Raw genomic sequence first — 20650 nt, forward strand, 5'->3', positions numbered from 1 at the left:
CGTCCCTTTCCCCAGCGTTGAGCCAAAGCGCAGGAGCCTAGCCCCGGCCCGGCGTGGCCCGCCAGGCATTTTCCGGCGCGACGCGTGCCGGACGAGGGAACGGAACGCATGGTGCGAGAGTCTTCAAGAGGGGCGTACCAGGCGTACGCGGGCGTATGGGAACGTATGATGCGAAACAGGAGTCCGGCGAACAGATGAGCGACGAGCCGCAGCAGCGCAGCCAGGGCTGGGCACCCAGGGAACCGGAAGCGGGCCCCCGCCCGGCCCCGGCCACCGCGGCGGAACAGCGGACAGGACCGCGGACGACGCCGGGCAGGCCCGGCAAGAAGCCGAAGCGGAAACAGCGGCCGAAGCGGACCGGCCTGCGCAGGCTCGTCCCGACCTGGCGCATGCTGCTCGGCACGGTCCTCGGCGCAGTGCTGCTCCTGGCCGGACTCTTCGCGCTCGGCTACTTCCTCGTCAGGATCCCGTCCGCGAACGCCGCCGCGATCAAGCAGAGCAACGTCTACCTGTACGCCGACGGCAGCCAGCTCGCCCGCGACGGTGACGTCAACCGCGAGAACGTCTCGCTCACGCAGATCTCCAAGGACGCCCAGCACGCCACCCTCGCCGCCGAGGACCGCGACTTCTACAGCGAGTCCGCCATCGACCCCAAGGCGATGCTCCGCGCCGGCTGGAACACGGTCACCGGCAAGGGCAGACAGTCCGGCTCGACGATCACCCAGCAGTATGTGAAGAACTACTACCTGGGCCAGGAACAGACGGTCACCCGGAAGGTGAAGGAGTTCTTCATCTCCATCAAGCTCGACCGGGAGAAGAGCAAGGACGACATCCTGGAGGGCTACCTCAACACCAGCTACTACGGCCGCAACGCCTACGGCATCCAGGCCGCGGCCCAGGCCTACTACGGCGTGAACGCCAGGGACCTGACCGTCGGCCAGGGCGCCTACCTCGCCGCCCTGCTCAACGCGCCCAGCGAGTACGACGTGATCACGCACCCCGAGAACAAGGCCGCGGCCCTCGCCCGCTGGAACTACGTCCTCGACGGCATGATCAAGCAGAAGTGGCTGACCCGGGCCGCCCGCGACCGCGTCGCCTTCCCGGAGCCGAAGCAGGCCAAGGGCCCGGCGGGTCTCTCGGGCCAGCGCGGCTACCTCGTGCAGGCCGTCAACGACTATCTGACCTCGAACAAGATCCTCGACGAGGACACCCTCACCAGCGGCGGCTACCGCATCACCACCACACTCCAGAAGTCCAAGCAGGACGCCTTCGTGAAGGCCGTCGACGACCAGGTGATGGACCAGCTCGACAGGAAGAACCGCAAGGTCGACACCTACGTCCGCGCCGGCGGCGTCGCCATCGACCCCTCCAGCGGCAAGGTCCTCGCGATGTACGGCGGCATCGACTACACCAAGCAGTACGTCAACAACGCCACCCGCCGCGACTACCAGGTCGGCTCCACCTTCAAGCCGTTCGTCTTCACCTCCGCCGTCCAGAACGGCTCAGGGACCCAGGACGGCGGTGCCATCACCCCGAACACCGTCTACGACGGCACCGACCAGCGCCCCGTGCAGGGCTGGAACGGCGGCTCCTACGCCCCGGAGAACGAGGACGGCGTCTCGTACGGTGACATCTCCGTCCGCACCGCCACCGACAAGTCGGTCAACTCGGTGTACGCGCAGATGGCCGTCGACGTCGGCCCGGCCAAGGTGGAGAAGACCGCCGTGGCCCTCGGGCTCCCCGCCGACACCCCCGACCTGACCGCCTCCCCGTCCATCGCGCTCGGCCCGGCGACCGCCAGCGTCCTCGACATGGCGGAGGCGTACGCCACGCTCGCCAACCACGGCAGGCACGGCGCGTACACGCTCGTCGGGAAGATCACCAAGGACGGCTCGGAGGACGTGAAGCTGTCGGCCCAGGACGTCCGGCCGAGCGCCCGGCAGGTGGTGAGCCGCGAGGCCGCCGACACGACGACGTCCATGCTCCAGAGCGTCGTCGACGGCGGCACCGGGCAGGCCGCGCAGGACGCCGGCCGGCCCGCCGCGGGCAAGACCGGCACGGCCGAGGAGGACACGGCCGCCTGGTTCGCGGGCTACACCCCCGACCTGGCCACCGTCGTCTCGGTGATGGGCCAGGACCCCGAGACCGGCGCCCACAAGTCCCTGTACGGCGCCCTCGGAATGGCCCGCATCAACGGCGGCGGCTTCCCCGCGCAGATCTGGGCCCAGTTCACCCAGGACGCCCTGGACGGAACCGAGGCCTCGGACTTCGACCTCCAGCTCCAGCCGGGTGCCGAGGAACCGGACACCACCGAGTACGACCCCGGTGATCCGGCCGTCACCGACGGCCAGGACGCCGGTGGCACCACGGACGGCGGCCAGGACGGGACCGGGACCCAGGGCGGGGTCAACGGCAGCACACCGGCGTCGACGAACGGTCAGACGCAGGGCCAGGGCCACACCCAGGGCCAGACCAACGGTCAGACCAACGGCCGGACCCAGGGTCGGAGCCAGGGACAGAGCCGGGGGCAGACCAACGGCGGCGCCCATGCCTCCGGCGGAACCACGACCGGTGCCACCGGTGGCACCACCACGGACGGCGGTACCACCGGATCCACCACGACCGGCGGCACCACGACCGACGGGGGCCCCATGGACGGCGGCATCACGGGCACGACAGCGGGCCAGGGACCGCTGAGCGGGCTCACACCCAAGAAACAGAAGCACTGAGCGGGCTCAGGACCGCAAGGACGGAGGTCGGTCCGGCTGCCGAACCGACGGCCGGACCGGAGCCCGATCCGACAGCCGGACCTGAGTCCGATCCGACAGCCGTACCGGAGGCCGATCCGACAGCCGTACCGGAGGCCGATCCGACAGCCGTACCGGAGGCCGATCCGATCGCCGTGCCGGAGGCCGATCCGATCGCCGTGCCGGAGGCCGATCAGGCGGTCAGATCCCCAGGTCCTTGATGATCTTCGCCACGTGCCCGGTCGCCTTCACGTTGTACAGCGCCCGCTCGACCTTGCCCTCCTCGTCCACGACCACCGTGGAGCGGATGACACCGACGACCGTCTTGCCGTACAGCTTCTTCTCACCGAAGGCCCCGTACGCCTCCAGGACCGTCTTGTCGGGGTCCCCGACGAGGGTGACCTTGAGCGACTCCTTCTCACGGAACTTGGCCAGCTTCTCGGGCTTGTCCGGGGAGACGCCGATGACGTCGTATCCGGCGCCCGCCAGCAGGTCGAGGTTGTCCGTGAAGTCGCAGGCCTGCTTCGTGCAGCCGGGGGTGAGGGCGGCCGGGTAGAAGTAGACGATGACCTTGCGGCCCTTGTGGTCGGCGAGGGAGACCTCGTTGCCGTCGGCGTCGGGCAGGGTGAAGGCGGGGGCGGTGTCGCCGGGCTGGAGTCGCTCGCTCATCTGAACCTCACGTGGCCGGGGTGGATGGAATGGATACGGAACGAGCGTAATGGGGGGTCCCGAGGGGTGCGGTCCGGTCCGAACTGACAGACTGTCCGAATCAGGGAGTCACTACACGACCACGGAGGCAGCGCGGTGTCGGATACGTCGAGAACGCCGGATACCAGGACTCCGGCGCAGATCGAGGCGGACATCAAGCGCCGCCGCACAACACTCGCCGACACGCTCGACGAGATCGGCGTACGGGTGCACCCGAAGACCATCGTCGGAGACGCCAAGGCGAAGGTCGCCTCCAACATCGATCACACACTCGGACGTGCCTACATCGGTGTCAATCGCGTCGTCGGCGACGTGAAGGGGCAGTTCGTCACGGAGGAGGGCGCGCCCCGCCTGGAGCGCATCGTGCCGGTGGCTCTGGTCGCGGTGGGCCTCGTCGGACTGCTCGTCATGGGCACGCGGCGGCGCAAGCGCTGACCCGCCCGCGTACGAAACCGGCCGGGACAGGTAGGTTCGGGGCGTGAGCGCCAATCGTGAAACGCACAGCACCCATGACGACAAGCTGCCCATCCGGATGCTGCACGACCGCGTGCTGGTACGGCAGGACGCCGCCGAGGGCGAGCGGCGCTCCGGCGGCGGCATCCTGATCCCCGCGACGGCGGCCGTCGGCCGTCGCCTCGCCTGGGCCGACGTCGTCGCGGTCGGGCAGAACGTCCGTACGGTGGAGCCGGGCGACCGGGTCCTGTACGACCCCGAGGACCGTGCCGAGGTCGAGGTGCGCGGGATCGCCTACGTGCTGATGCGCGAACGGGATCTGCACGCCGTGGCCGCGGACCGCTTCGAGGGGTCCGAGGACTCCACCGGCCTGTATTTGTAGGGCATACGCCACCCGAAGGGGCCGGTGACCATGGTCACCGGCCCCTTTGCCTTTCTTTTGCTACGGTGGAAGGACCCCCGACGAGACGCGCCGTACCGGGGCTCCGCAAAGACGACGCACTCCGTCAAGCCGTCGTCTCCCGGAGGTGCCCCCATGGCCTGGGTCCTGCTCATCCTCGCCGGTCTGCTCGAAGTGGGCTGGTCGATCGGAATGAAGTACACGGACGGCTTCACACGCCCGGTCCCCAGCGTCCTCACCGCCGCCGGCATCGTCGCGAGCATGGTCCTGCTGTCGTACGCCGCCAAGTCGCTCCCGATCGGCACCGCCTACGGCGTCTGGGTCGGCATCGGCGCGGCGGGCGCGGCGATCCTCGGCATGCTCGTCCTCGGCGAACCGGCCACCGCGGCCCGCATCTTCTTCGTCTGCCTGCTCCTGGTGTCAGTGGTGGGCCTGAAGGCTACGTCGGGGCACTGACCTACCCGCCGCGGCCGCGTCAGAACGAGATCCACACATCCGGAGCCAGGTCCGGCCGCCCTGGCACGGGCCTTCGCTCCTCCGTCCACGCGTCACCGGCGACCTCGGAGGCGACGCGCCGCCAGAAACGCACGGCACCGGGGTTGCTGTCCTGGAAGGCGACCGTCCACGGCCCCGGGTGCCGGGCGACGACGTCCCGGACCGCGTGCAGCCCGACGCCTCTCCCCCTGACCCCACGCACGACGAAGAAGCTGTTCAGAACTCGCGTGGGACCGGCGAGAGCCCGCACGAACGCGAACCCGACCGGATTTTGCCCGGCCGTGAAGAGGTACGGGGACCAGTCGTCGGAGTCGGTGAAGGCCGTGTGGAGCCGTTCGGCGCGGAACGTCCCGTCCGGTCCGGGCAGTTGACCACCGAACTCGGACAGGTCGTGCCGGAACATCAACCAGAGCCGCTCCACGGCCGGACGGTCGTCGTCGGTCGCCCGACGAACGGTGACGTCCCCGGGCAGGATTTCTCTCTTGAACGTGGTCGCAGACATGAAAAAAGCCTCCCGAGCGGACAGAGGTCCGAGCCCGGAAGGCTTTGCTGACGATCAAAAACATACCACTGGGTGTGACTGTCACTTCAAGCGCCGCGCCTGGGGCAAGCCGGAGAGATCCGCCCCCATGCCGACCGCTCACCGCGTGCTCGTCGTCCTACCCGAGCACGCCGGTCGAACCAACAGGACCCAACTGCACAGAGCCCTGACGGAAGTCGGAGTGCCATGCGCATGCGCGAGTTGCGGCAACACTGGTGAATGGCCGGGGCGCCGCATCACCCTCCAGATCGACCACATCAACGGAGACTGGCACGACAGCCGCCGGGAAAACCTGCGGTACCTGTGCCCGAACTGCCACGCGCTGACAGATACGTGGTGCCGACAGAAGGAAAGGCCGCCGCTCGCCGGATAGCCGCCGCTCGCCGTACACTTGCACCCGCCCGCCACGCTCGACGACGGGCAGGCTAGCGGCCTTGGCGGAACGGCAGACGCCTCGCGTTTAGGGCGCGATGGGAGAAATCCCGTGAGGGTTCGAATCCCTCAGGCCGCACTCACCTTCACTTGCAAGGTCCGGCTTGCGACTTCCGCAAGCCGGACCTTGCCGGTACGTGGTGCGCCCCCCTCAGCCCAGCAACTCCCGCACCACCGGCACCAGCGCCCGGAACGCCTTCCCCCGGTGGCTGATCGCGTTCTTCTCCGCGGGGGTCAGTTCCGCGCAGGTTCGGGTGTCGCCGTCGGGCTGGAGGATCGGGTCGTAGCCGAAGCCGTTCGTGCCGGAGGGGATGTGCCGGAGGGTGCCGCGCAGTTGGCCCTCGACGACGCGTTCCGTGCCGTCCGGCAGGGCGAGGGCCGCCGCGCAGGCGAAGTGGGCGCCCCGGTGGGGGGCTTCGATGTCGGAGAGCTGGGCGAGGAGCAGGTCCAGGTTGGCCCGGTCGTCGCCGTGGCGGCCGGCCCAGCGGGCGGAGAAGATGCCGGGGGCGCCGTTCAGGACGTCGACACACAGGCCCGAGTCGTCGGCGACGGCGGGCAGGCCGGTGGCCTGGGCCAGGGCGTGGGCCTTCAGCAGGGCGTTCTCGGCGAAGGTGACGCCGGTTTCCTTGACGTCGGGGATGTCGGGGTAGGCGTCCGCGCCGACGAGGTCATGGGTGAGCCCTGCGTCGGCGAGGATCGCCGTCAACTCGGTGAGCTTTCCGGCGTTGCGGGTGGCGAGGATCAGGCGGGTCATGGTCGCCAGTATCTCCGAGTCCGGTCCTGGGCCCGGCCCCCTGGGCGGCGCCCAGTCCGGCTCCGAGTCCGGCGCCTGCCCTCCCAGTCCAGCCCCGGCCTGGCTCCCGCCCAGCCTCGGTCCACTTCGCCGTCCAGGCTCCGCCCGGGCCCCCGCCCGGTCACTAGCCGGGCCGGTCACTAGCCGGGCCGGTCACGGGCCGGGCCCCGGTCCTGTCGGCCCCCGCTACGGCGTGCACACCTTCGTCAGTTCGCCCGCCGCCGCCGTGACGGGGCTGATGTCGGGAGTGCTGTCGCCGTTCTTGACGGCCGTACGGACGTTGTCGACGGCCTTGTTGAGGTCGTCGACCGCCTTGTTGACGTCGGCGTTGTCGGTCTTGTCGCCTATCTTGGCGAGATTGTTCTCTATGGAGTTGAGGGACGCGTCGGTCTGCGTCGGGTCGTTCGCCGCGTTCTCGACGGCCTGTTGGAGCGCGGTGACGCTGTCGGCGATCGAGTCGGCGGTCTGCACGCAGTCGAGCGCCTTGTTGACCGCGTCGCAGCCGACGGCCGCCGGCAGGACGACGAGTGCGGCGACGACGGCGAGTGCGGCGGTACGGCGGCGATTGCGGTGGCGCGCGGCCATGGAACGGTCCCTCCCCGTGGGCATGATGTGGTGCGGCCGCGTCGGCGGACCGCACCGGCCCGCTGCGCGGTCGGCCCGATCCGCCCGAAGGGGCCGGCGGGCGCACGGCTGGACCGTACGCCCGTACCCATAAGAACGCGACGGGCTAACCCGCGGTTGCCTCACCGGTCGCTTCGAGTACCGCGCGCTGGATGGCGGCGAGTTCGTCGCAGCCCGCGACGGCCAGATCCAGCAGGGCGTTGAGCTCCTTGCGGTCGAAGGGCTCGGCCTCGGCGGTGCCCTGGACCTCGACGAAGCGGCCGTCGCCGGTGCACACGACGTTCATGTCGGTGTCGGCCCTGACGTCCTCCTCGTAGCAGAGGTCGAGGAGGGGGACGCCGCCGACGATGCCGACGGAGACCGCCGAGACCGTGCCGGTGAGCGGCTTGCGGCCGGCCCTGATCAGCTTCTTGCCCTGGGCCCAGGTGACGGCGTCGGCCAGGGCGACGTACGCGCCGGTGATGGCCGCGGTGCGGGTGCCGCCGTCGGCCTGGAGGACGTCGCAGTCGAGGACGATGGTGTTCTCGCCGAGCGCCTTGTAGTCGATGACGGCGCGCAGCGAGCGGCCGATGAGGCGGCTGATCTCGTGGGTCCGGCCGCCGATCTTGCCGCGGACCGATTCGCGGTCGCCGCGGGTGTTGGTGGCGCGGGGCAGCATGGAGTATTCGGCGGTGACCCAGCCCTCGCCGCTGCCCTTGCGCCAGCGCGGGACTCCTTCGGTGACGGAGGCCGTGCAGAAGACCTTGGTGTCGCCGAAGGAGACGAGGACGGAGCCCTCGGCATGCTTGCTCCAGCCACGCTGGATGGTGATGGGGCGCAGCTGTTCGGGGGTGCGGCCGTCGATTCGAGACATGGCGTCGAGCCTATCCGCACAGGGGTGAGGGGCTGCCCGCCGGTGGCGGAAACAGCCCCTCACGGGTGAGCCGGAGCTTCTGAAGCGGTGTGCGGATCGGGGGGAGCCGGGCCGGCTTCAGTGGGTTCCGTCGCTCACATCATGTCTTCGATCTCTCCGGCGATGGGGTCGGCGTCGGTGCCGATGACGACCTGGATGGCGGTGCCCATCCTGACGACTCCGTGGGCACCGGCGGCCTTCAGGGCGGCCTCGTTCACCAGGTCCGGGTTGGCGACCTCGGTGCGGAGCCGGGTGATGCAGCCTTCGACCTCTTCGATGTTGTCGATGCCGCCGAGCCCGGCGACGATCTTCTCAGCCTTGGTGGCCATGTCCTACTCCCTGATCAGAACCGCTTTGTCGCAGTAACCCACAGTTGGCCCATCTTCGCGAGCGGTCATGTCGTAGGTGCCGAAGGATGGCGATCACGACAGAGCGACAGCCCGTCCACTGGTCTACACCAGTGGACGGGCTGTCGCCAAACCGGCCCGGCCCGGAGGACGCCCATGAGTGCCGTCAGCGCCGTCTCGCCAGCACGCGCCCGCTGGAACAAGGCTTTCCAGGGGCTGCAGAAGATGGGCCGGAGCCTGCAGTTGCCGATCGCCGTGCTGCCGGCCGCGGGCATCCTCAACCGGCTGGGGCAGCCGGATGTGTTCGGCGCGGACGGGCTCGGCTGGGACAACCTCTCCAAGGTGATGGGGGCGGCGGGCGGCGCGCTGCTGGACGGCCAGCTCGGGCTGCCGATGCTGTTCTGTGTCGGCGTGGCCATCGGTATGGCGAAGAAGTCGGACGGCTCCACGGCGCTCGCGGCGGTCGTGGGCTTCCTCGTCTACTACAACGTGCTGCGCGCGTTCCCGGAGACCTGTCCGGGCGGGAGCGTCAAGATCAAGCTGGGCTGCCAGCTGGAGGACAACTCCGTCGTGGAGTTCACCTACCAGAACCCCGGGGTCTTCGGCGGCATCGTCATCGGGCTGCTGTCGGCGTACTTCTGGCAGCGCTACCACCGGACGAAGCTGGTGGACTGGCTCGGCTTCTTCAACGGGCGGCGCCTGGTGCCGATCATCATGGCGTTCGTGGCCGCCGCGTTCGCCTCGCTGTGCGTGTGGGTCTGGCCGCCGATCGGTACGGGACTGGAGAACTTCAGTGACTGGCTGGTGGGGCTGGGGGCGTGGGGGGCGGGTGTGTTCGGCCTGGCCAACCGGGCGCTGCTGGTGATCGGTCTGCACCAGTTCCTGAACGTGCCCATCTGGTTCCAGTTCGGCAGTTACACCAAGCCGGACGGGCAGGTCGTGCACGGTGACATCAACATGTTCCTGGCGGGCGACCCGAACGCGGGGCAGTTCCTCACGGGCTTCTTCCCGATCATGATGTTCGCGCTGCCGGCGGCGGCGCTGGCGATGACGCACTGCGCGAAGCCGCATCGCCGCAAGGAGATCGGCGGCCTCATGCTCTCGGTCGCCCTGACGTCGTTCGTCACGGGCATCACCGAGCCGATCGAGTACTCGTTCCTGTTCATCGCGCCGCTGCTGTTCGCGGTGCACGCGGTGCTCACCGGCGTTTCCATGGCGGTGACGTGGGGGCTCGGGGTGCACGACGGCTTCAGTTTCTCCGCGGGCCTGATCGACTACATCATCAACTGGAACCTGGCGACCAAGCCGTGGGCGATCGTGCCGATCGGGCTGTGCTTCGGCGCCGTGTACTACGCGATCTTCCGGTTCGCGATCACGAAGTTCGATCTGAAGACCCCGGGGCGGGAGCCCGAGGAGGACGTCGAGGACACCACCAAGGCATAGGCCTCCCCGCCAGGAGGCGGGCCTCGCAGGCCTCTGCGCGAAGGGCCCCCGGACCGACTGCGGGGGCCCTTCGCCGTAAACGGAACCACTTGTTCCCGTTATGGCCGAGACCACAAAATTCGTGGGTTCCTTATCCAGCCTTCACCGTGCTAGAAACAGGTCTACACCACTGAGTGGTGTAGACCACGCGAGGCAGACGAGTCACCGCGTGCCGTCGAAGACGCCGCCGTCCTCTCTCCTGTCCCCTGGGCGGCGCCTGCCAACTGGAGGAAGTTGATGACCACGGCCAGCGCGGTACCCGCCGCCGAGAAGAAGAAGGGCGCCGGCGCGATGGCGGTGCTGCAGCGCATCGGCCGCAGCCTGATGCTGCCGGTCGCCGTGCTGCCCGCAGCCGCGCTTCTGGTGCGCCTCGGCAACACCGACATGCTGGGGCGCCCGTCGTTCCCGACATTCCTCACCAAGATCGCCGGCTTCATGGCGGCGGGTGGCAACGCGATCCTCGACAACATGGCGCTGCTGTTCGCGGTGGGCATCGCGATCGGCTTCGCGAAGAAGTCGGACGGCTCGACCGCTCTCGCGGCCGTGGTCGGTTACCTGGTCTTCAAGAACGTCCTGTCCACGTTCACCGACAAGAACCTGCCGAAGGTGGCCACGGCCGTCGACGGCAAGGTCGTCATGGTCGACGCACCGGTGGACGCCAAGGTGCTCGGCGGCGTCGTCATGGGCCTCGTCGTGGCCCTGCTCTACCAGCGCTTCTTCCGCACGAAGCTGCCCGACTGGGCGGGCTTCTTCGGCGGCCGCCGTCTCGTCCCGATCCTGTCGGCCTTCGCGGGCCTGGTCATCGGCATCGTCTTCGGCTACATCTGGCCGGTTCTCGGCACGGGTCTGCACAACTTCGGCGAGTGGCTCGTCGGTTCGGGCGCCGTGGGTGCCGGCATCTTCGGTGTCGCCAACCGTGCGCTCATCCCGATCGGCATGCACCACCTGCTGAACTCCTACCCCTGGTTCCAGGCGGGCGACTACCACGGCAAGAGTGGCGACATCTCGCGCTTCCTCGCGGGCGACCCGACCGCCGGTCAGTTCATGACGGGCTTCTTCCCGATCATGATGTTCGCACTGCCCGCGGCCTGCCTCGCGATCGTGCACTGCGCCCGCCCCGAGCGCCGCAAGATCGTCGGCGGCATGATGTTCTCGCTCGCCCTGACCTCCTTCGTCACGGGTGTCACCGAGCCCATCGAGTTCACGTTCATGTTCATCGCGCCGGCCCTGTACGCGATCCACGCGGTCCTCACCGGTGTCTCGCTGGCGCTCACCTGGGCTCTCGGGATGAAGGACGGCTTCGGCTTCTCCGCCGGCGTGGTCGACTTCGGCCTCAACATAGGCATCGCGTCCAACCCCTGGGGCCTGGTCCTGGTGGGTCTGTGCTTCGCGGCCGTCTACTACGTCGTCTTCCGCTTCGCGATCACCAAGTGGAACCTCCCGACGCCGGGCCGCGAGTCCGACGAGGAGCTCGCCGAACTGCAGAAGGCCGAGGCCAAGTAACAGCAGGCTTTCCGTTCAGCACAGCCGAATTCCCCGGGCCGACCGCCGGTCCGGGGAATTCGGCATGCCCGGAAAGCGAATGGACCGGCGCCCCCACAGAAGAAGGAAGAGCTGCAAAGTGACCTCAATCACTCACCATTCGGACTTGATCATTTACGTCTCCCGCATCTAACGTCTTCATCGGTCCGGCCATGAACACGACCAAGAAGGCCGGCCATGACCAGAACAAGTGGGGAAATTCGATGAGTCTTCAAGCTCTTCGCGAGATGCAGTTCACCGCGCTCACCGACGAGGAGGCGGCCGCCGTCTCCGGTGAGGGCAAGCCGAGCCGAGCCCAGTGCGAGTGGATTTTCGCGCAGATCGGCAATCCGATGTCGTGCAGCTACGGGGACTATTACAAGCTCTGGAAGTCGCTGGGCTGCGACAAGCTCTGAGGCCGACCGGTGCCCGCCCCTCGCTCGGGGCGGGCACCTCCTTTTCACAGGCCCAGGAGATCCTCCTTGAAGTGGCAGAGCTACCACACCCGTCAGTCCGGGGAAACGGACTGCGGCCCCGCGTGCGCCCACACCGTGCTGCTGCGGCACGGCGTGGTCGTCGACACCGCGATCCTGCGCGAGTCGATCGGGCTCGGTGAACGCGGTTCGAACTTCCTCCGGCTCCGCGACACCCTCGCGGGGTACGGCGTCGACAGCGAACTGCTGCGCCTCGACATCGCCGAGCTGGCCCAGGCCGTGCGGCTGGCGGGCCCCGCGGTCATCCTGATGGACGACGAGGGCTACCGGCACTTCGTCGTCGTCCACGAAGTCACCGCTCAGGGCGACTTCATCGTCGGCGACCCGCTGATGCACCGCCCGATGCGTCTGCCGCCCGAGACGCTGGCCGAGGTGTTCCACGGCGAGGCCCTGATCACCGACCGCCCCACCGCGCGGCCGGCACTGACCGCACGGCTGCGCCGTCCGGGTTCCGCCGGACTGCTGAGGCAGGCGGTCCGCGATCACCGGGGCCGGCTGGCGACCGTTCTGCTCACCACGGTCGTCGTCTCCCTCGTGGCCCTGCTCAACAGCCTGTTCGTGCAACTGGCGGTGGACCGTGTCGTACGGGACGGCTCACGGTGGCAACTAACCGTCATATCAGGCGAGTTCATCGCTGTCGCATTGGCGGCGGCCGGGGTCCAGTACCTGCGCGGCCGGGTCATCGTCGCGCTCAGTCAGTCACTGCAACGACAGCTCTCCGAGCGCTATCTCGGCAAGTTGCTGCGCCTTCCCGCCCGGTACTTCAAGAGCCGCAGAGCGGGCGACCTGGTCAGCCGGATCGACGACGTCCAGGAAATTCAGGGCCTGATCACCTCGGCCGCGGTACGGGCGGCCGTCGACCTCTGTGTGGTCTTTTCCGTCGGCACCTACCTGCTCGTTTCGAACCCGGTCCTCTTCCTTTTCCTTATTCCGCCCGCCGGCGTCAATCTGCTCAGTTCCTTCCTCCTCTACCCGCACATCAAGAACGCTGCGGAAGAAGCGCTCCAACGCGACGCCACCCTGAAATCCGAGACACTCAATGTGCTGCGCGGCCACGGGGAGCTCATCGGATACGGCCGACGGGAATTCGCCTTCCACCGAATGACGCGGGCGCTGGACCGAAGAATCACCTCCGAAACCCGACTGGGCCGACTGGAGAACTTCAATTCGGTGATCAAGGCGGGCAACCAGACCGTGTTCACCGTGGTGATCGCCTGGGCCGGCCTCACACACATGCTCTCCGGATCCCTCACCGTCGGACAGGTCTTCGGATTCCTCACCATGTCCGGCTACTTCCTCGGCGCCATGGACTCCGTGGCCTCGCTCCAGGTCACCGCCCAGCGCACCTCGGCCGCCCTCGGCCGGTACCGGGACGTCATCCTCCAGCGGGACGACGACCGCCGGAGCCTGAAGGACGCGGAGGCGCAGACGCCGCTCGAACCGGCCGACCTGGCGGTCAGGGACCTCGGCTTCGCCCACGAGGGTTCCGGCCGTGACACGCTCTCCGGAGTCGATCTGGACATCCCCCACGGCACGAGCGTGCTCCTGCGGGGCGCGAACGGCTCGGGAAAGAGCACCCTCCTCGCCCTGCTGGCCGGAACCCACACCGGATACCGGGGCAGCATCCGACTCGGCGGCGCCGAAGTCAGCCGGATACGCGAATCCGACCTCCACCGCCACATCCTCTACGTCCCCGAGAACCCCGTCCTGCTCACCGCGTCGCTGCGGGAGAACCTCACGCTCGGCGTCGCCCGTGACAGCGCCGACATCGTGGAAGCCTGCCGTGTGGCTTGCTTCCTGGACGTGATCGACAGCCTCCCCGAAGGCCTGGACGAACCCCTCAGGGAGAGCGGCGCCGGTCTGTCCCGGGGACAGATCCAGCGGCTGTCGATAGCCCGTGCCGTCCTGCACGCCCCCGAGGTCTACCTGTTCGACGAGACGTTCAGCGGGATCGACCGCGAGACCCTCACCCTCATCTGGGGCCACCTGGGCTCTTTGAAGGGAACGAAGGTCATGGTCTCGCACGGCCATGTCCAGGACATTGCGTTCGACCTCGTCCACACCCTCGGCTGAATCCCGACCGGAAAGGCCCCACCACCTCCGATGAAGCTCGCGAATCTGCTGGATCTCGTCCGCACGGACGGCGGCCTCCCACCGTCCCGGCTGGCCGCCGACCTGGCCCTGATCACCACGGTGTCCCTGGACCTCGCCGAGACCGAGCTCGCCTCTTCCGACTGCGCGCGGATGGCAGCGTCGTACGAGCGGAGCCGACCCGCCACTGTCACGGCCGTCGTCCTCACCCGCGACGAGGAGGAGCGTGTCGAGGGCACGCTGCTCGCGCTCGCCCGCGACGCCGACCACTGCCTGCTGATCGACTCCGACTCCACCGACGCCACGCTGGAACGTGCCCGCCGGGCCCGGCCTGACCTGCGCGTCCTCTCCGCGCCCTGGGTCGAGGACTTCGCCCACCACCGCAACCTCGCCCTCGACGACGTAACGGAGGGCTGGATCCTCCACGTCGACGCGGACGAGGTCCTCGCCGCCGAGCACGGGGGCCGCATCCGCCGAGCGCTGACCGTCCTCGACCACCTCCTGCCCACGGCGGACTTCGTCGTGTCGCCCGCGATCGCCGACATCGACGGCCCGACCTACACCAACACCCAGCGCGTCCTGCGCTCCGGCAGCCCCTTCCGTTTCATGGGCCGCGTCCACGAGCACCCCTACGACGTCTCGGGGAACACGCCGCCCCGCGTCGGCATCGATGTGCGGCTGGACCACTCGGGGTATCTGCCGGAAGTGGTCGAAACCCGCGGAAAGCGCGACCGGTACGGCCGGCTCTGCCGGCTGGCCGCGGCCGAGGAGCCCGACAACCCCAAGTGGGTCTTCTACGAGGTCCGCGACACGCTGGACTACCGGACCATGTCCCGAAAGGAACTGACGGCGGCCTTCACCCGGATCGAGAAGGCCTTCGAGGGTGCTGCTCCCGGTGCGGGACCGGAGTACCGGTCGGAGCGGACCGTGGACGCGTGGGCCCTGCTGTGCGAGCTGGCCGTCCGTTTCGGCGGAGCCGAGGAGATCCGCGCCTACACCGCGCTGCTCGCCGGGGCCGGGAGGTCGGTGGAGGCGACGTACTACCGCACCGTGCTGGAGTCGAGCCGGTTGCTCGGACGTCTCTCCGCGCTCGTCGACGGCGTCACCGCCGTCGAGCGGGACGAGGAGCCGGACAACCGGCATCTGATGGCGCGGCTCTTCGAGCTCCAGGCGACGCTGGCGCTCGCCAGCGGCCGGTACGAGACGGTCGTGCCCGCCTACGGCAAGGCCGTCGCGCGGGGTGCCGGGCAGAGTGTGACCGAGGACTTCGCGATGCTGGCCCGTGTACTGCCCGGCCCGCACGACGGCGCCGGGCAGTAACAGCGGTCAGATCTCGTACGTAGCCCCCGGCGCCGCCAGTTCCACCGGACCGGTGTACGCCGAGCGGGCGTCCGTCAGGTTGGTCCGGGCGTCCGTCCACGGGGGGATGTGGGTGAGGACCAAGCGGCGGGCGCCTGCGCGGGCGGCGGTCTCGCCGGCCTCGAGGCCGTTGAGGTGGAGGCCGGGGATGTTCTCCTTGCCGTGGGTGAACGCGGCCTCGCACAGGAACAGGTCCGTGTCGCGGGCGAGTTCGTCCAGGGCCGCGGTCACCCCGCTGTCCCCGGAGTACGTCAGTGACCTTCCGCCGTGCTCCACCCGGATGCCGTACGCCTCGACGGGGTGGCTCACCCGCTCCGTGTGCATCGTGAACGGGCCGACCTCGAACGTGCCCGGCTTGACGCTGTGGAAGTCGAAGACCTCGCTCATCGAGGACGCGGACGGCGTGTCGCCGTAGGCCGTGGTCAGGCGGTGCTCCGTTCCCTCGGGTCCGTAGACGGGGATCGGGTCGCAGCGCCCGCCGTCGTGGCGGTAGTAGCGCGCGACGAAGTACGCGCACATGTCGATGCAGTGGTCGGCGTGCAGATGGCTGAGGAAGATCGCGTCGAGGTCGTAGAGACCGCAGTGGCGCTGCAGCTCGCCCAGGGCACCGTTGCCCATGTCGAGGAGCAGCCGGAAGCCGTCGGCCTCTACGAGGTAGCTCGAACAGGCCGATTCCGCGGACGGGAACGACCCCGAGCAGCCGACGACGGTGAGCTTCATAAGAGCTGGAACCTCCGCGCTGGCAGGAAGTGCAGAGAGAATAGATGCGGGGTGCAGGTACTCGGTTGCAGATACGTGAACGGGGGTCGTGCGGTCCATCGAGCGTAAGGCGCAAAAGGGCCGGTCGCTCCTCCGCCAGGGGCTGTTGTGGGCGAACTCACCTGTGGTGTCACCGGTTCGGATGGACCTTGGGGCACCTGGGGTCCGCACAGGGCGGGCGGGGGCACATGCGCGCCGGTACCTTCCTTGCTATGGACACGTCCTGGTGGCTCGCGTTGGCGGCGGTCGTATTGCTCGCGCTGGTCGCGACGCTGGTGGACGGCTGGGGGCGCCGCGGGCGCCGGCCGGCCGGTCGGACGCGTCCGCCGGGCCGGCCCCGCGGACCCCGCCTGGGCACGACGCGGCGCGGCGGGCCGCTCCCGCGGGCGGCGGAGATCTGGTGGGCGAACGTCCCCTACGAGGACGGGCCGGGGGCCAAGGACCGGCCGTGTCTGGTGCTGGTGGTGCGCGGGAAACAGGTGACCGTCGCGAAGATCACCAGCAAGTACCACGACGAGCGGCCGGGGGTGATCCCGCTGCCACCGGGGGCCGTGGGGGACTCCCACGGTCGGCCGAGCTTCCTGGAGACGGACGAGCTGCGCGAGGTGCCGGTCGGCGACTTCCGGCGGCGGGTCGGCGTGGTGGATCCGATCCTGTGGGACCAGGTCCGCTACCTGGCGCGCTGAAGCCCACACCCACACGGAGTCTCACTCCGCGCTCCGGAAGCTCTCCCCCTCGGTGCGGAAAAGCCGGAGGGCGCGGGGACCTGGTTCGGTCCCCGCGCCCTCCGGTCCAGCCGGTCCGGTTGCCCGGGCTATGCCCAGAGCTGTCCCTGCAGTGTCTCGATCGCCTCTTCCGTCGTCGCCGCCGTGTAGACGCCCGTCGACAGGTACTTCCAGCCGCCGTCCGCGACCACGAAGACGATGTCGGCCGGCTCCCCGGCCTTGACGGCCTTGTTGCCCACGCCGATCGCGGCGTGCAGCGCGGCTCCGGTGGAGACGCCCGCGAAGATGCCCTCCTGCTGGAGGAGCTCCCGGGTGCGGGTGACCGCGTCCGCCGAGCCGACGGAGAAGCGGGTGGTGAGGACCGAGGCGTCGTACAGCTCCGGTACGAAGCCCTCGTCCAGGTTCCTGAGCCCGTAGACCAGGTCGTCGTAGCGCGGTTCCGCGGCGACGATCCTGACGTCCGGCTTGTGCTCGCGCAGGAAGCGTCCGACGCCCATGAGGGTGCCGGTGGTGCCGAGGCCCGCCACGAAGTGGGTGATGGACGGGAGGTCGGCGAGGATCTCCGGGCCCGTCGTGGCGTAGTGGGCGCCGGCGTTGTCCGGGTTGCCGTACTGGTAGAGCATCACCCAGTCCGGGTGCTCCGCCGAGAGTTCCTTGGCGACGCGGACGGCGGTGTTGGAGCCGCCGGCGGCCGGGCTGGGGATGATCTCGGCGCCCCACATGCCGAGCAGTTCACGGCGTTCCTGCGAGGTGTTCTCGGGCATGACGCAGACCATGCGGTAGCCCTTGAGCTTCGCCGCCATGGCCAGCGAGATTCCGGTGTTGCCGCTGGTCGGCTCCAGGATCGTGCAGCCCGGAGTGAGACGGCCGTCCTTCTCCGCCTGCTCGATCATGTGGAGGGCCGGCCGGTCCTTGACCGAACCCGTCGGGTTGCGGTCCTCCAGCTTCGCCCAGATACGGACGTCCGCGGACGGCGAGAGTCGCGGCAGGCGCACCAGAGGGGTGTTGCCCACCGCGGCGAGCGGGGAGTCGTAGCGCATCGGAGACCAGCGGCCTATCAGGCCATGCCACCGGCGACGGCCGGCAGGATCGTGACGTTGTCGCCGTCGGTCAGCTTGGTGTTGATGCCGTCGAGGAAGCGGACGTCCTCGTCGTTGAGGTAGACGTTGACGAAGCGGCGCAGTTCGCCGCCGTCCACGATCCGGGCCCGGATGCCCGCGTGACGGGTGTCGAGGTCGGTGAACAGCTCGGCAAGGGTCGCCCCGCCGCCCTCGACGGCCTTCTCGCCGTCGGTGTAGGTGCGGAGGATGGTGGGGATGCGGACCTCGATGGCCATGGTTGCGGGCTCCTGTCGGAAGGAAAGTCAGGTCGGAAGACGCGCGGCAGCGCGGGCAGGGCAGGGGGTACGCCGGTTGCGGTGCCGCGGCTCTCGGCCGTACGGCGGCGGCAGTTCAGCGCGTACAGATGGCGCTCTGCAGCCTGCACAGGTCGACGTGCAGCCGCGCCACGAGCAGCATGCCCGGCGTCTTGTCGCTCACGTCGTGGAAAACCATGGGCTCATCGTATCGATTCCCGGCACGGGCCCCGGAGTGTGATCTCGCATCGCGGACGCTTTTCGACCGGTGGGTGGGATCAGTAGCTCTCTACGACCTTGACCTCCTCCTCCGTGACCTCGCCATCCACGATCCGGTACGAGCGGAACTGGAAGGGGCCGGCGTCGTCGGTGTCCGCGGTGGAGACCAGGACGTAGTGCGCGGCGGGCTCGTTCGCGTACGCGAGGTCGGTGCGGGAGGGGTAGGCCTCGGTCGCGGTGTGCGAGTGGTAGATGACGACGGGCTCCTCGTCGCGGTCGTCCATCTCGCGGTAGAGCTTCAGCAGATCGCCGGAGTCGAACTCGTAGAACGTGGGCGAGCGGGCCGCGTTGAGCATCGGGATGAACCGCTCGGGGCGGTCGGTGCCGGCGGGTCCCGCGACGACGCCGCACGCCTCGTCGGGGTGGTCCTGGCGCGCGTGCGCGACGATCTGGTCGAACAGGGCCTCGGTGATTCTCAGCATGCTGGTCAGGATAGACAGAAGGGCCGTCCCGTACCGAGGCGTGGTACGGGACGGCCCGCATGCCGGACGTCCTGAGCGGTGGCCGGTGCGGCCGGACGTCCGTGCGGCGGTCAGCCGACCGACTCGAACTCCGGTTCGCGGCGTTCGGTGACCTGGGGGTTGCGTGCCTTGAGGACCGCCCAGCCGATGGCCAGGGCGGCGGCCCAGACGGCCATCACGTAGAGGCAGATGCGGGAGTCGGCGTCGTAGGCGATGAGGCCGGTGACGAACAGCAGGAACACGACCGCGACCCAGCTGCACTTCGCGCCGCCCGGGGCGGGGAAGGACGAGGCCGGCAGCCGGCCGGCGTCGACCGCGCGGCGGTAGAGGATGTGGCTGATCAGGATCATCAGCCAGGTCCAGATACCGGCCGCGGTGGCCACCGAGGTGACGTATCCGAAGGCCTTCTCGGGGACGACGTAGTTGAGGATCACGCCGATGCCCATGAAGAGCACGGAGATGGTGATGCCGAGCGCGGGCGTCTTGGTCGAGGACAGCTTGCTGAAGACCCTCGGGGCCTCGCCGCTGTCGGCGAGGTTCCGGAGCATGCGGCCCGTGGAGTACATGCCCGAGTTGCAGGAGGACAGGGCGGCGGTGAGGACCACGAAGTTGACGATGCCCGCGCCGGCCGGGATGCCGATCTTCGCGAAGGCCTCGACGAAGGGGCTCACGCCTGGCGCGAACTCCGTCCACTTCACGACGCAGAGGATGACCGTGAGGGCGCCGACGTAAAAGAGGGCGATGCGCCACGGGAGGGTGTTGATGGCCTTCGGGAGCGTCTTCTCGGGGTCCTCGGACTCGCCCGCCGTGACGCCGACGAGCTCGACGGCGAGGTAGGCGAACATGACGCCCTGGAGGGTCATCAGGGACGAACCGATGCCGTTGGGGAAGAAGCCGTCGAACTGCCAGAGGTTGCTGACGGAGGCGGTGTCACCGGCGGAGCTGAAGCCGAAGGTGAGGACGCCGATACCGATGACGATCATGCCGATCAGCGCGGTGACCTTGACCATCGAGAACCAGAACTCGATCTCGCCGAAGAGCTTCACCGAGATCAGGTTCGCCACGAACAGGACGACCAGGAACACCAGTGCCGTCACCCATTGGTGGATTCCCGGGAACCAGTAGTGGACGTAGATCGCGGCGGCCGTGAGCTCGGCCATGCCGGTGACCACCCACATCAGCCAGTACGTCCAGCCGGTGAAGTAGCCGAAGAACGGGCCGAGGAACTCGCGGGAGTACTCGGCGAAGGAGCCCGAGACCGGGCGGTAGAGCAGGAGCTCGCCGAGCGCCCGCATGATGAAGAAGATGATCACGCCCGCGAGAGCGTACATCACGATGAGGCTGGGGCCGGCCTTGGCGATGTTCGCCCCGGCTCCCAGGAAGAGGCCGACGCCGATGGCGCCGCCGATCGCGATCATCTGGACCTGACGGCTGCCGAGCCCGCGCTCGTACCCCTCTTCGGGGGCGTCGCCGCCCACGGCCTCACTGCCGTCGTACTGCTTGCCGACCTGCGATGAGGTCATGTCTGGTGCGCCTTTCTCCATACCGGTCCGAGCCAGTCCCTTGGCTTCGAATCGGCTTCCGATCCCCCCGGACAGGTGGAGCTTGTGCCTGGCCGGCGGTCCGCCGGCTCGGTGGCGCACCCGGCGGGACATGGGTGGTGTCCTGCCGGGCGGTCGTGAAGATCTATCAC

22 protein-coding genes, 1 tRNA gene and 1 riboswitch are annotated in these 20650 nt (G+C 68.9%); of the genes, 11 read left to right on the forward strand and 12 right to left on the reverse strand.

What is annotated here, in order from left to right; translation table 11 throughout:
* Positions 1-194: 194 nt before the first annotated feature.
* Positions 195-2729, forward strand: coding sequence for a transglycosylase domain-containing protein (locus ACZ4N5_RS30795; protein ID WP_467760319.1), 2535 nt, complete (start codon positions 195-197; stop codon positions 2727-2729).
* Between the two features lie 219 nt (positions 2730-2948).
* Here the strand turns inward: ACZ4N5_RS30795 and bcp are convergent, their stop codons facing one another.
* Positions 2949-3416, reverse strand: a complete 468-nt coding sequence (bcp, locus tag ACZ4N5_RS30800) for a thioredoxin-dependent thiol peroxidase (protein WP_037619171.1) — start codon at positions 3414-3416, stop codon at positions 2949-2951.
* Between the two features lie 135 nt (positions 3417-3551).
* Between bcp and ACZ4N5_RS30805 the strand changes: the two genes are divergently transcribed.
* The 3 genes from ACZ4N5_RS30805 to sugE all read left to right on the forward strand — a co-directional run bounded on the left by ACZ4N5_RS30805 (position 3552) and on the right by sugE (position 4764).
* Entirely contained in the window at positions 3552-3890 is a 339-nt protein-coding gene (locus ACZ4N5_RS30805; protein WP_467760320.1) for a DUF3618 domain-containing protein, read from the forward strand.
* A gap of 97 nt (positions 3891-3987) precedes the next feature.
* A complete protein-coding gene (locus ACZ4N5_RS30810) occupies positions 3988-4290 on the forward strand; it encodes a GroES family chaperonin (RefSeq protein ID WP_103554526.1) in 303 nt (100 codons plus the stop codon).
* 49 nt (positions 4291-4339) lie between these two features.
* Positions 4340-4411: riboswitch (guanidine-III (ykkC-III) riboswitch) on the forward strand.
* Between the two features lie 32 nt (positions 4412-4443).
* Complete coding sequence (gene sugE / locus ACZ4N5_RS30815; RefSeq protein ID WP_467760321.1) at positions 4444-4764, forward strand: quaternary ammonium compound efflux SMR transporter SugE; 321 nt, start codon at positions 4444-4446, stop codon at positions 4762-4764.
* 19 nt (positions 4765-4783) lie between these two features.
* Here sugE and ACZ4N5_RS30820 read toward each other — a convergent pair whose 3' ends face one another.
* Positions 4784-5305 (reverse strand): GNAT family N-acetyltransferase, encoded by a 522-nt coding sequence (locus ACZ4N5_RS30820; RefSeq protein ID WP_467760322.1) that lies wholly within the window; start codon positions 5303-5305, stop codon positions 4784-4786.
* 467 nt (positions 5306-5772) lie between these two features.
* On the opposite strand from ACZ4N5_RS30820, the gene ACZ4N5_RS30825 reads away from it, so the two are divergent.
* Positions 5773-5855: transfer RNA gene (locus ACZ4N5_RS30825), tRNA-Leu, on the forward strand.
* 72 nt (positions 5856-5927) lie between these two features.
* On the opposite strand, the gene rdgB is transcribed toward ACZ4N5_RS30825, so the two are convergent.
* The 4 genes from rdgB to ACZ4N5_RS30845 form a co-directional block, all read right to left on the reverse strand.
* A complete protein-coding gene (gene rdgB / locus ACZ4N5_RS30830; RefSeq protein ID WP_467760323.1) occupies positions 5928-6530 on the reverse strand; it encodes an RdgB/HAM1 family non-canonical purine NTP pyrophosphatase in 603 nt (200 codons plus the stop codon).
* A 225-nt stretch (positions 6531-6755) separates the two neighbouring features.
* Entirely contained in the window at positions 6756-7154 is a 399-nt protein-coding gene (locus ACZ4N5_RS30835; protein WP_467760324.1) for a hypothetical protein, read from the reverse strand.
* 145 nt (positions 7155-7299) lie between these two features.
* Positions 7300-8046 carry a ribonuclease PH gene (gene rph, locus ACZ4N5_RS30840; protein WP_355848886.1) on the reverse strand — a complete coding sequence of 249 codons (747 nt, stop codon included), beginning with the start codon at positions 8044-8046 and terminating at the stop codon, positions 7300-7302.
* A 134-nt stretch (positions 8047-8180) separates the two neighbouring features.
* Positions 8181-8414, reverse strand: coding sequence for a PTS sugar transporter subunit IIB (locus ACZ4N5_RS30845; RefSeq protein ID WP_351122607.1), 234 nt, complete (start codon positions 8412-8414; stop codon positions 8181-8183).
* A gap of 174 nt (positions 8415-8588) precedes the next feature.
* Here ACZ4N5_RS30845 and ACZ4N5_RS30850 point away from each other — a divergent pair, with 174 nt between their 5' ends.
* From ACZ4N5_RS30850 to ACZ4N5_RS30870, 5 genes are all read left to right on the forward strand, one after another.
* Complete coding sequence (locus ACZ4N5_RS30850) at positions 8589-9875, forward strand: PTS transporter subunit EIIC (protein ID WP_467760325.1); 1287 nt, start codon at positions 8589-8591, stop codon at positions 9873-9875.
* Between the two features lie 276 nt (positions 9876-10151).
* Complete coding sequence (locus tag ACZ4N5_RS30855) at positions 10152-11417, forward strand: PTS transporter subunit EIIC (protein WP_467760326.1); 1266 nt, start codon at positions 10152-10154, stop codon at positions 11415-11417.
* Between the two features lie 242 nt (positions 11418-11659).
* Complete coding sequence (locus ACZ4N5_RS30860) at positions 11660-11851, forward strand: hypothetical protein (protein WP_467760327.1); 192 nt, start codon at positions 11660-11662, stop codon at positions 11849-11851.
* Positions 11852-11917: 66 nt separating this feature from the next.
* The gene (locus ACZ4N5_RS30865; RefSeq protein WP_467760328.1) at positions 11918-14002 is read left to right on the forward strand and encodes a peptidase domain-containing ABC transporter; all 2085 of its coding nucleotides are present in this window, start codon (positions 11918-11920) and stop codon (positions 14000-14002) included.
* Positions 14003-14032: 30 nt separating this feature from the next.
* A complete protein-coding gene (locus ACZ4N5_RS30870) occupies positions 14033-15340 on the forward strand; it encodes a glycosyltransferase (protein WP_467760329.1) in 1308 nt (435 codons plus the stop codon).
* Positions 15341-15346: 6 nt separating this feature from the next.
* On the opposite strand, the gene ACZ4N5_RS30875 is transcribed toward ACZ4N5_RS30870, so the two are convergent.
* Positions 15347-16099, reverse strand: a complete 753-nt coding sequence (locus ACZ4N5_RS30875; RefSeq protein ID WP_467760330.1) for an MBL fold metallo-hydrolase — start codon at positions 16097-16099, stop codon at positions 15347-15349.
* Positions 16100-16350: 251 nt separating this feature from the next.
* Here ACZ4N5_RS30875 and ACZ4N5_RS30880 point away from each other — a divergent pair, with 251 nt between their 5' ends.
* A complete protein-coding gene (locus ACZ4N5_RS30880) occupies positions 16351-16824 on the forward strand; it encodes a type II toxin-antitoxin system PemK/MazF family toxin (RefSeq protein ID WP_467760331.1) in 474 nt (157 codons plus the stop codon).
* Positions 16825-16952: 128 nt separating this feature from the next.
* Here ACZ4N5_RS30880 and ACZ4N5_RS30885 read toward each other — a convergent pair whose 3' ends face one another.
* From ACZ4N5_RS30885 to ACZ4N5_RS30905, 5 genes are all read right to left on the reverse strand, one after another.
* Positions 16953-17903 carry a PLP-dependent cysteine synthase family protein gene (locus tag ACZ4N5_RS30885; protein WP_467760332.1) on the reverse strand — a complete coding sequence of 317 codons (951 nt, stop codon included), beginning with the start codon at positions 17901-17903 and terminating at the stop codon, positions 16953-16955.
* 17 nt (positions 17904-17920) lie between these two features.
* Positions 17921-18199 (reverse strand): MoaD/ThiS family protein, encoded by a 279-nt coding sequence (locus ACZ4N5_RS30890; RefSeq protein WP_355848868.1) that lies wholly within the window; start codon positions 18197-18199, stop codon positions 17921-17923.
* A 115-nt stretch (positions 18200-18314) separates the two neighbouring features.
* Positions 18315-18416, reverse strand: a complete 102-nt coding sequence (locus ACZ4N5_RS30895; protein ID WP_311736770.1) for a putative leader peptide — start codon at positions 18414-18416, stop codon at positions 18315-18317.
* Between the two features lie 79 nt (positions 18417-18495).
* Entirely contained in the window at positions 18496-18918 is a 423-nt protein-coding gene (locus ACZ4N5_RS30900) for a M67 family metallopeptidase (RefSeq protein ID WP_467760333.1), read from the reverse strand.
* 110 nt (positions 18919-19028) lie between these two features.
* Positions 19029-20480, reverse strand: a complete 1452-nt coding sequence (locus tag ACZ4N5_RS30905; protein WP_467760334.1) for an amino acid permease — start codon at positions 20478-20480, stop codon at positions 19029-19031.
* Positions 20481-20650 lie beyond the last annotated feature (170 nt).

The organism is Streptomyces sp. NPDC026500, assembly GCF_055567635.1.

Bases quoted from the DNA above. Each gene is read 5' to 3' on its own strand.
- ACZ4N5_RS30795 (WP_467760319.1), top strand. From the start codon at position 195: ATGAGCGACGAGCCGCAGCAGCGCAGCCAGGGCTGGGCACCCAGGGAA.
- bcp (WP_037619171.1), bottom strand. From the start codon at position 3,416: ATGAGCGAGCGACTCCAGCCCGGCGACACCGCCCCCGCCTTCACCCTG.
- ACZ4N5_RS30810 (WP_103554526.1), top strand. From the start codon at position 3,988: ATGCTGCACGACCGCGTGCTGGTACGGCAGGACGCCGCCGAGGGCGAG.
- sugE (WP_467760321.1), top strand. From the start codon at position 4,444: ATGGCCTGGGTCCTGCTCATCCTCGCCGGTCTGCTCGAAGTGGGCTGG.
- ACZ4N5_RS30820 (WP_467760322.1), bottom strand. From the start codon at position 5,305: ATGTCTGCGACCACGTTCAAGAGAGAAATCCTGCCCGGGGACGTCACC.
- rdgB (WP_467760323.1), bottom strand. From the start codon at position 6,530: ATGACCCGCCTGATCCTCGCCACCCGCAACGCCGGAAAGCTCACCGAG.
- ACZ4N5_RS30835 (WP_467760324.1), bottom strand. From the start codon at position 7,154: ATGGCCGCGCGCCACCGCAATCGCCGCCGTACCGCCGCACTCGCCGTC.
- rph (WP_355848886.1), bottom strand. From the start codon at position 8,046: ATGTCTCGAATCGACGGCCGCACCCCCGAACAGCTGCGCCCCATCACC.
- ACZ4N5_RS30845 (WP_351122607.1), bottom strand. From the start codon at position 8,414: ATGGCCACCAAGGCTGAGAAGATCGTCGCCGGGCTCGGCGGCATCGAC.
- ACZ4N5_RS30850 (WP_467760325.1), top strand. From the start codon at position 8,589: ATGAGTGCCGTCAGCGCCGTCTCGCCAGCACGCGCCCGCTGGAACAAG.
- ACZ4N5_RS30855 (WP_467760326.1), top strand. From the start codon at position 10,152: ATGACCACGGCCAGCGCGGTACCCGCCGCCGAGAAGAAGAAGGGCGCC.
- ACZ4N5_RS30860 (WP_467760327.1), top strand. From the start codon at position 11,660: ATGAGTCTTCAAGCTCTTCGCGAGATGCAGTTCACCGCGCTCACCGAC.
- ACZ4N5_RS30870 (WP_467760329.1), top strand. From the start codon at position 14,033: ATGAAGCTCGCGAATCTGCTGGATCTCGTCCGCACGGACGGCGGCCTC.
- ACZ4N5_RS30875 (WP_467760330.1), bottom strand. From the start codon at position 16,099: ATGAAGCTCACCGTCGTCGGCTGCTCGGGGTCGTTCCCGTCCGCGGAA.
- ACZ4N5_RS30880 (WP_467760331.1), top strand. From the start codon at position 16,351: ATGGACACGTCCTGGTGGCTCGCGTTGGCGGCGGTCGTATTGCTCGCG.
- ACZ4N5_RS30885 (WP_467760332.1), bottom strand. From the start codon at position 17,903: ATGCGCTACGACTCCCCGCTCGCCGCGGTGGGCAACACCCCTCTGGTG.
- ACZ4N5_RS30890 (WP_355848868.1), bottom strand. From the start codon at position 18,199: ATGGCCATCGAGGTCCGCATCCCCACCATCCTCCGCACCTACACCGAC.
- ACZ4N5_RS30895 (WP_311736770.1), bottom strand. From the start codon at position 18,416: ATGGTTTTCCACGACGTGAGCGACAAGACGCCGGGCATGCTGCTCGTG.
- ACZ4N5_RS30900 (WP_467760333.1), bottom strand. From the start codon at position 18,918: ATGCTGAGAATCACCGAGGCCCTGTTCGACCAGATCGTCGCGCACGCG.
- ACZ4N5_RS30905 (WP_467760334.1), bottom strand. From the start codon at position 20,480: ATGACCTCATCGCAGGTCGGCAAGCAGTACGACGGCAGTGAGGCCGTG.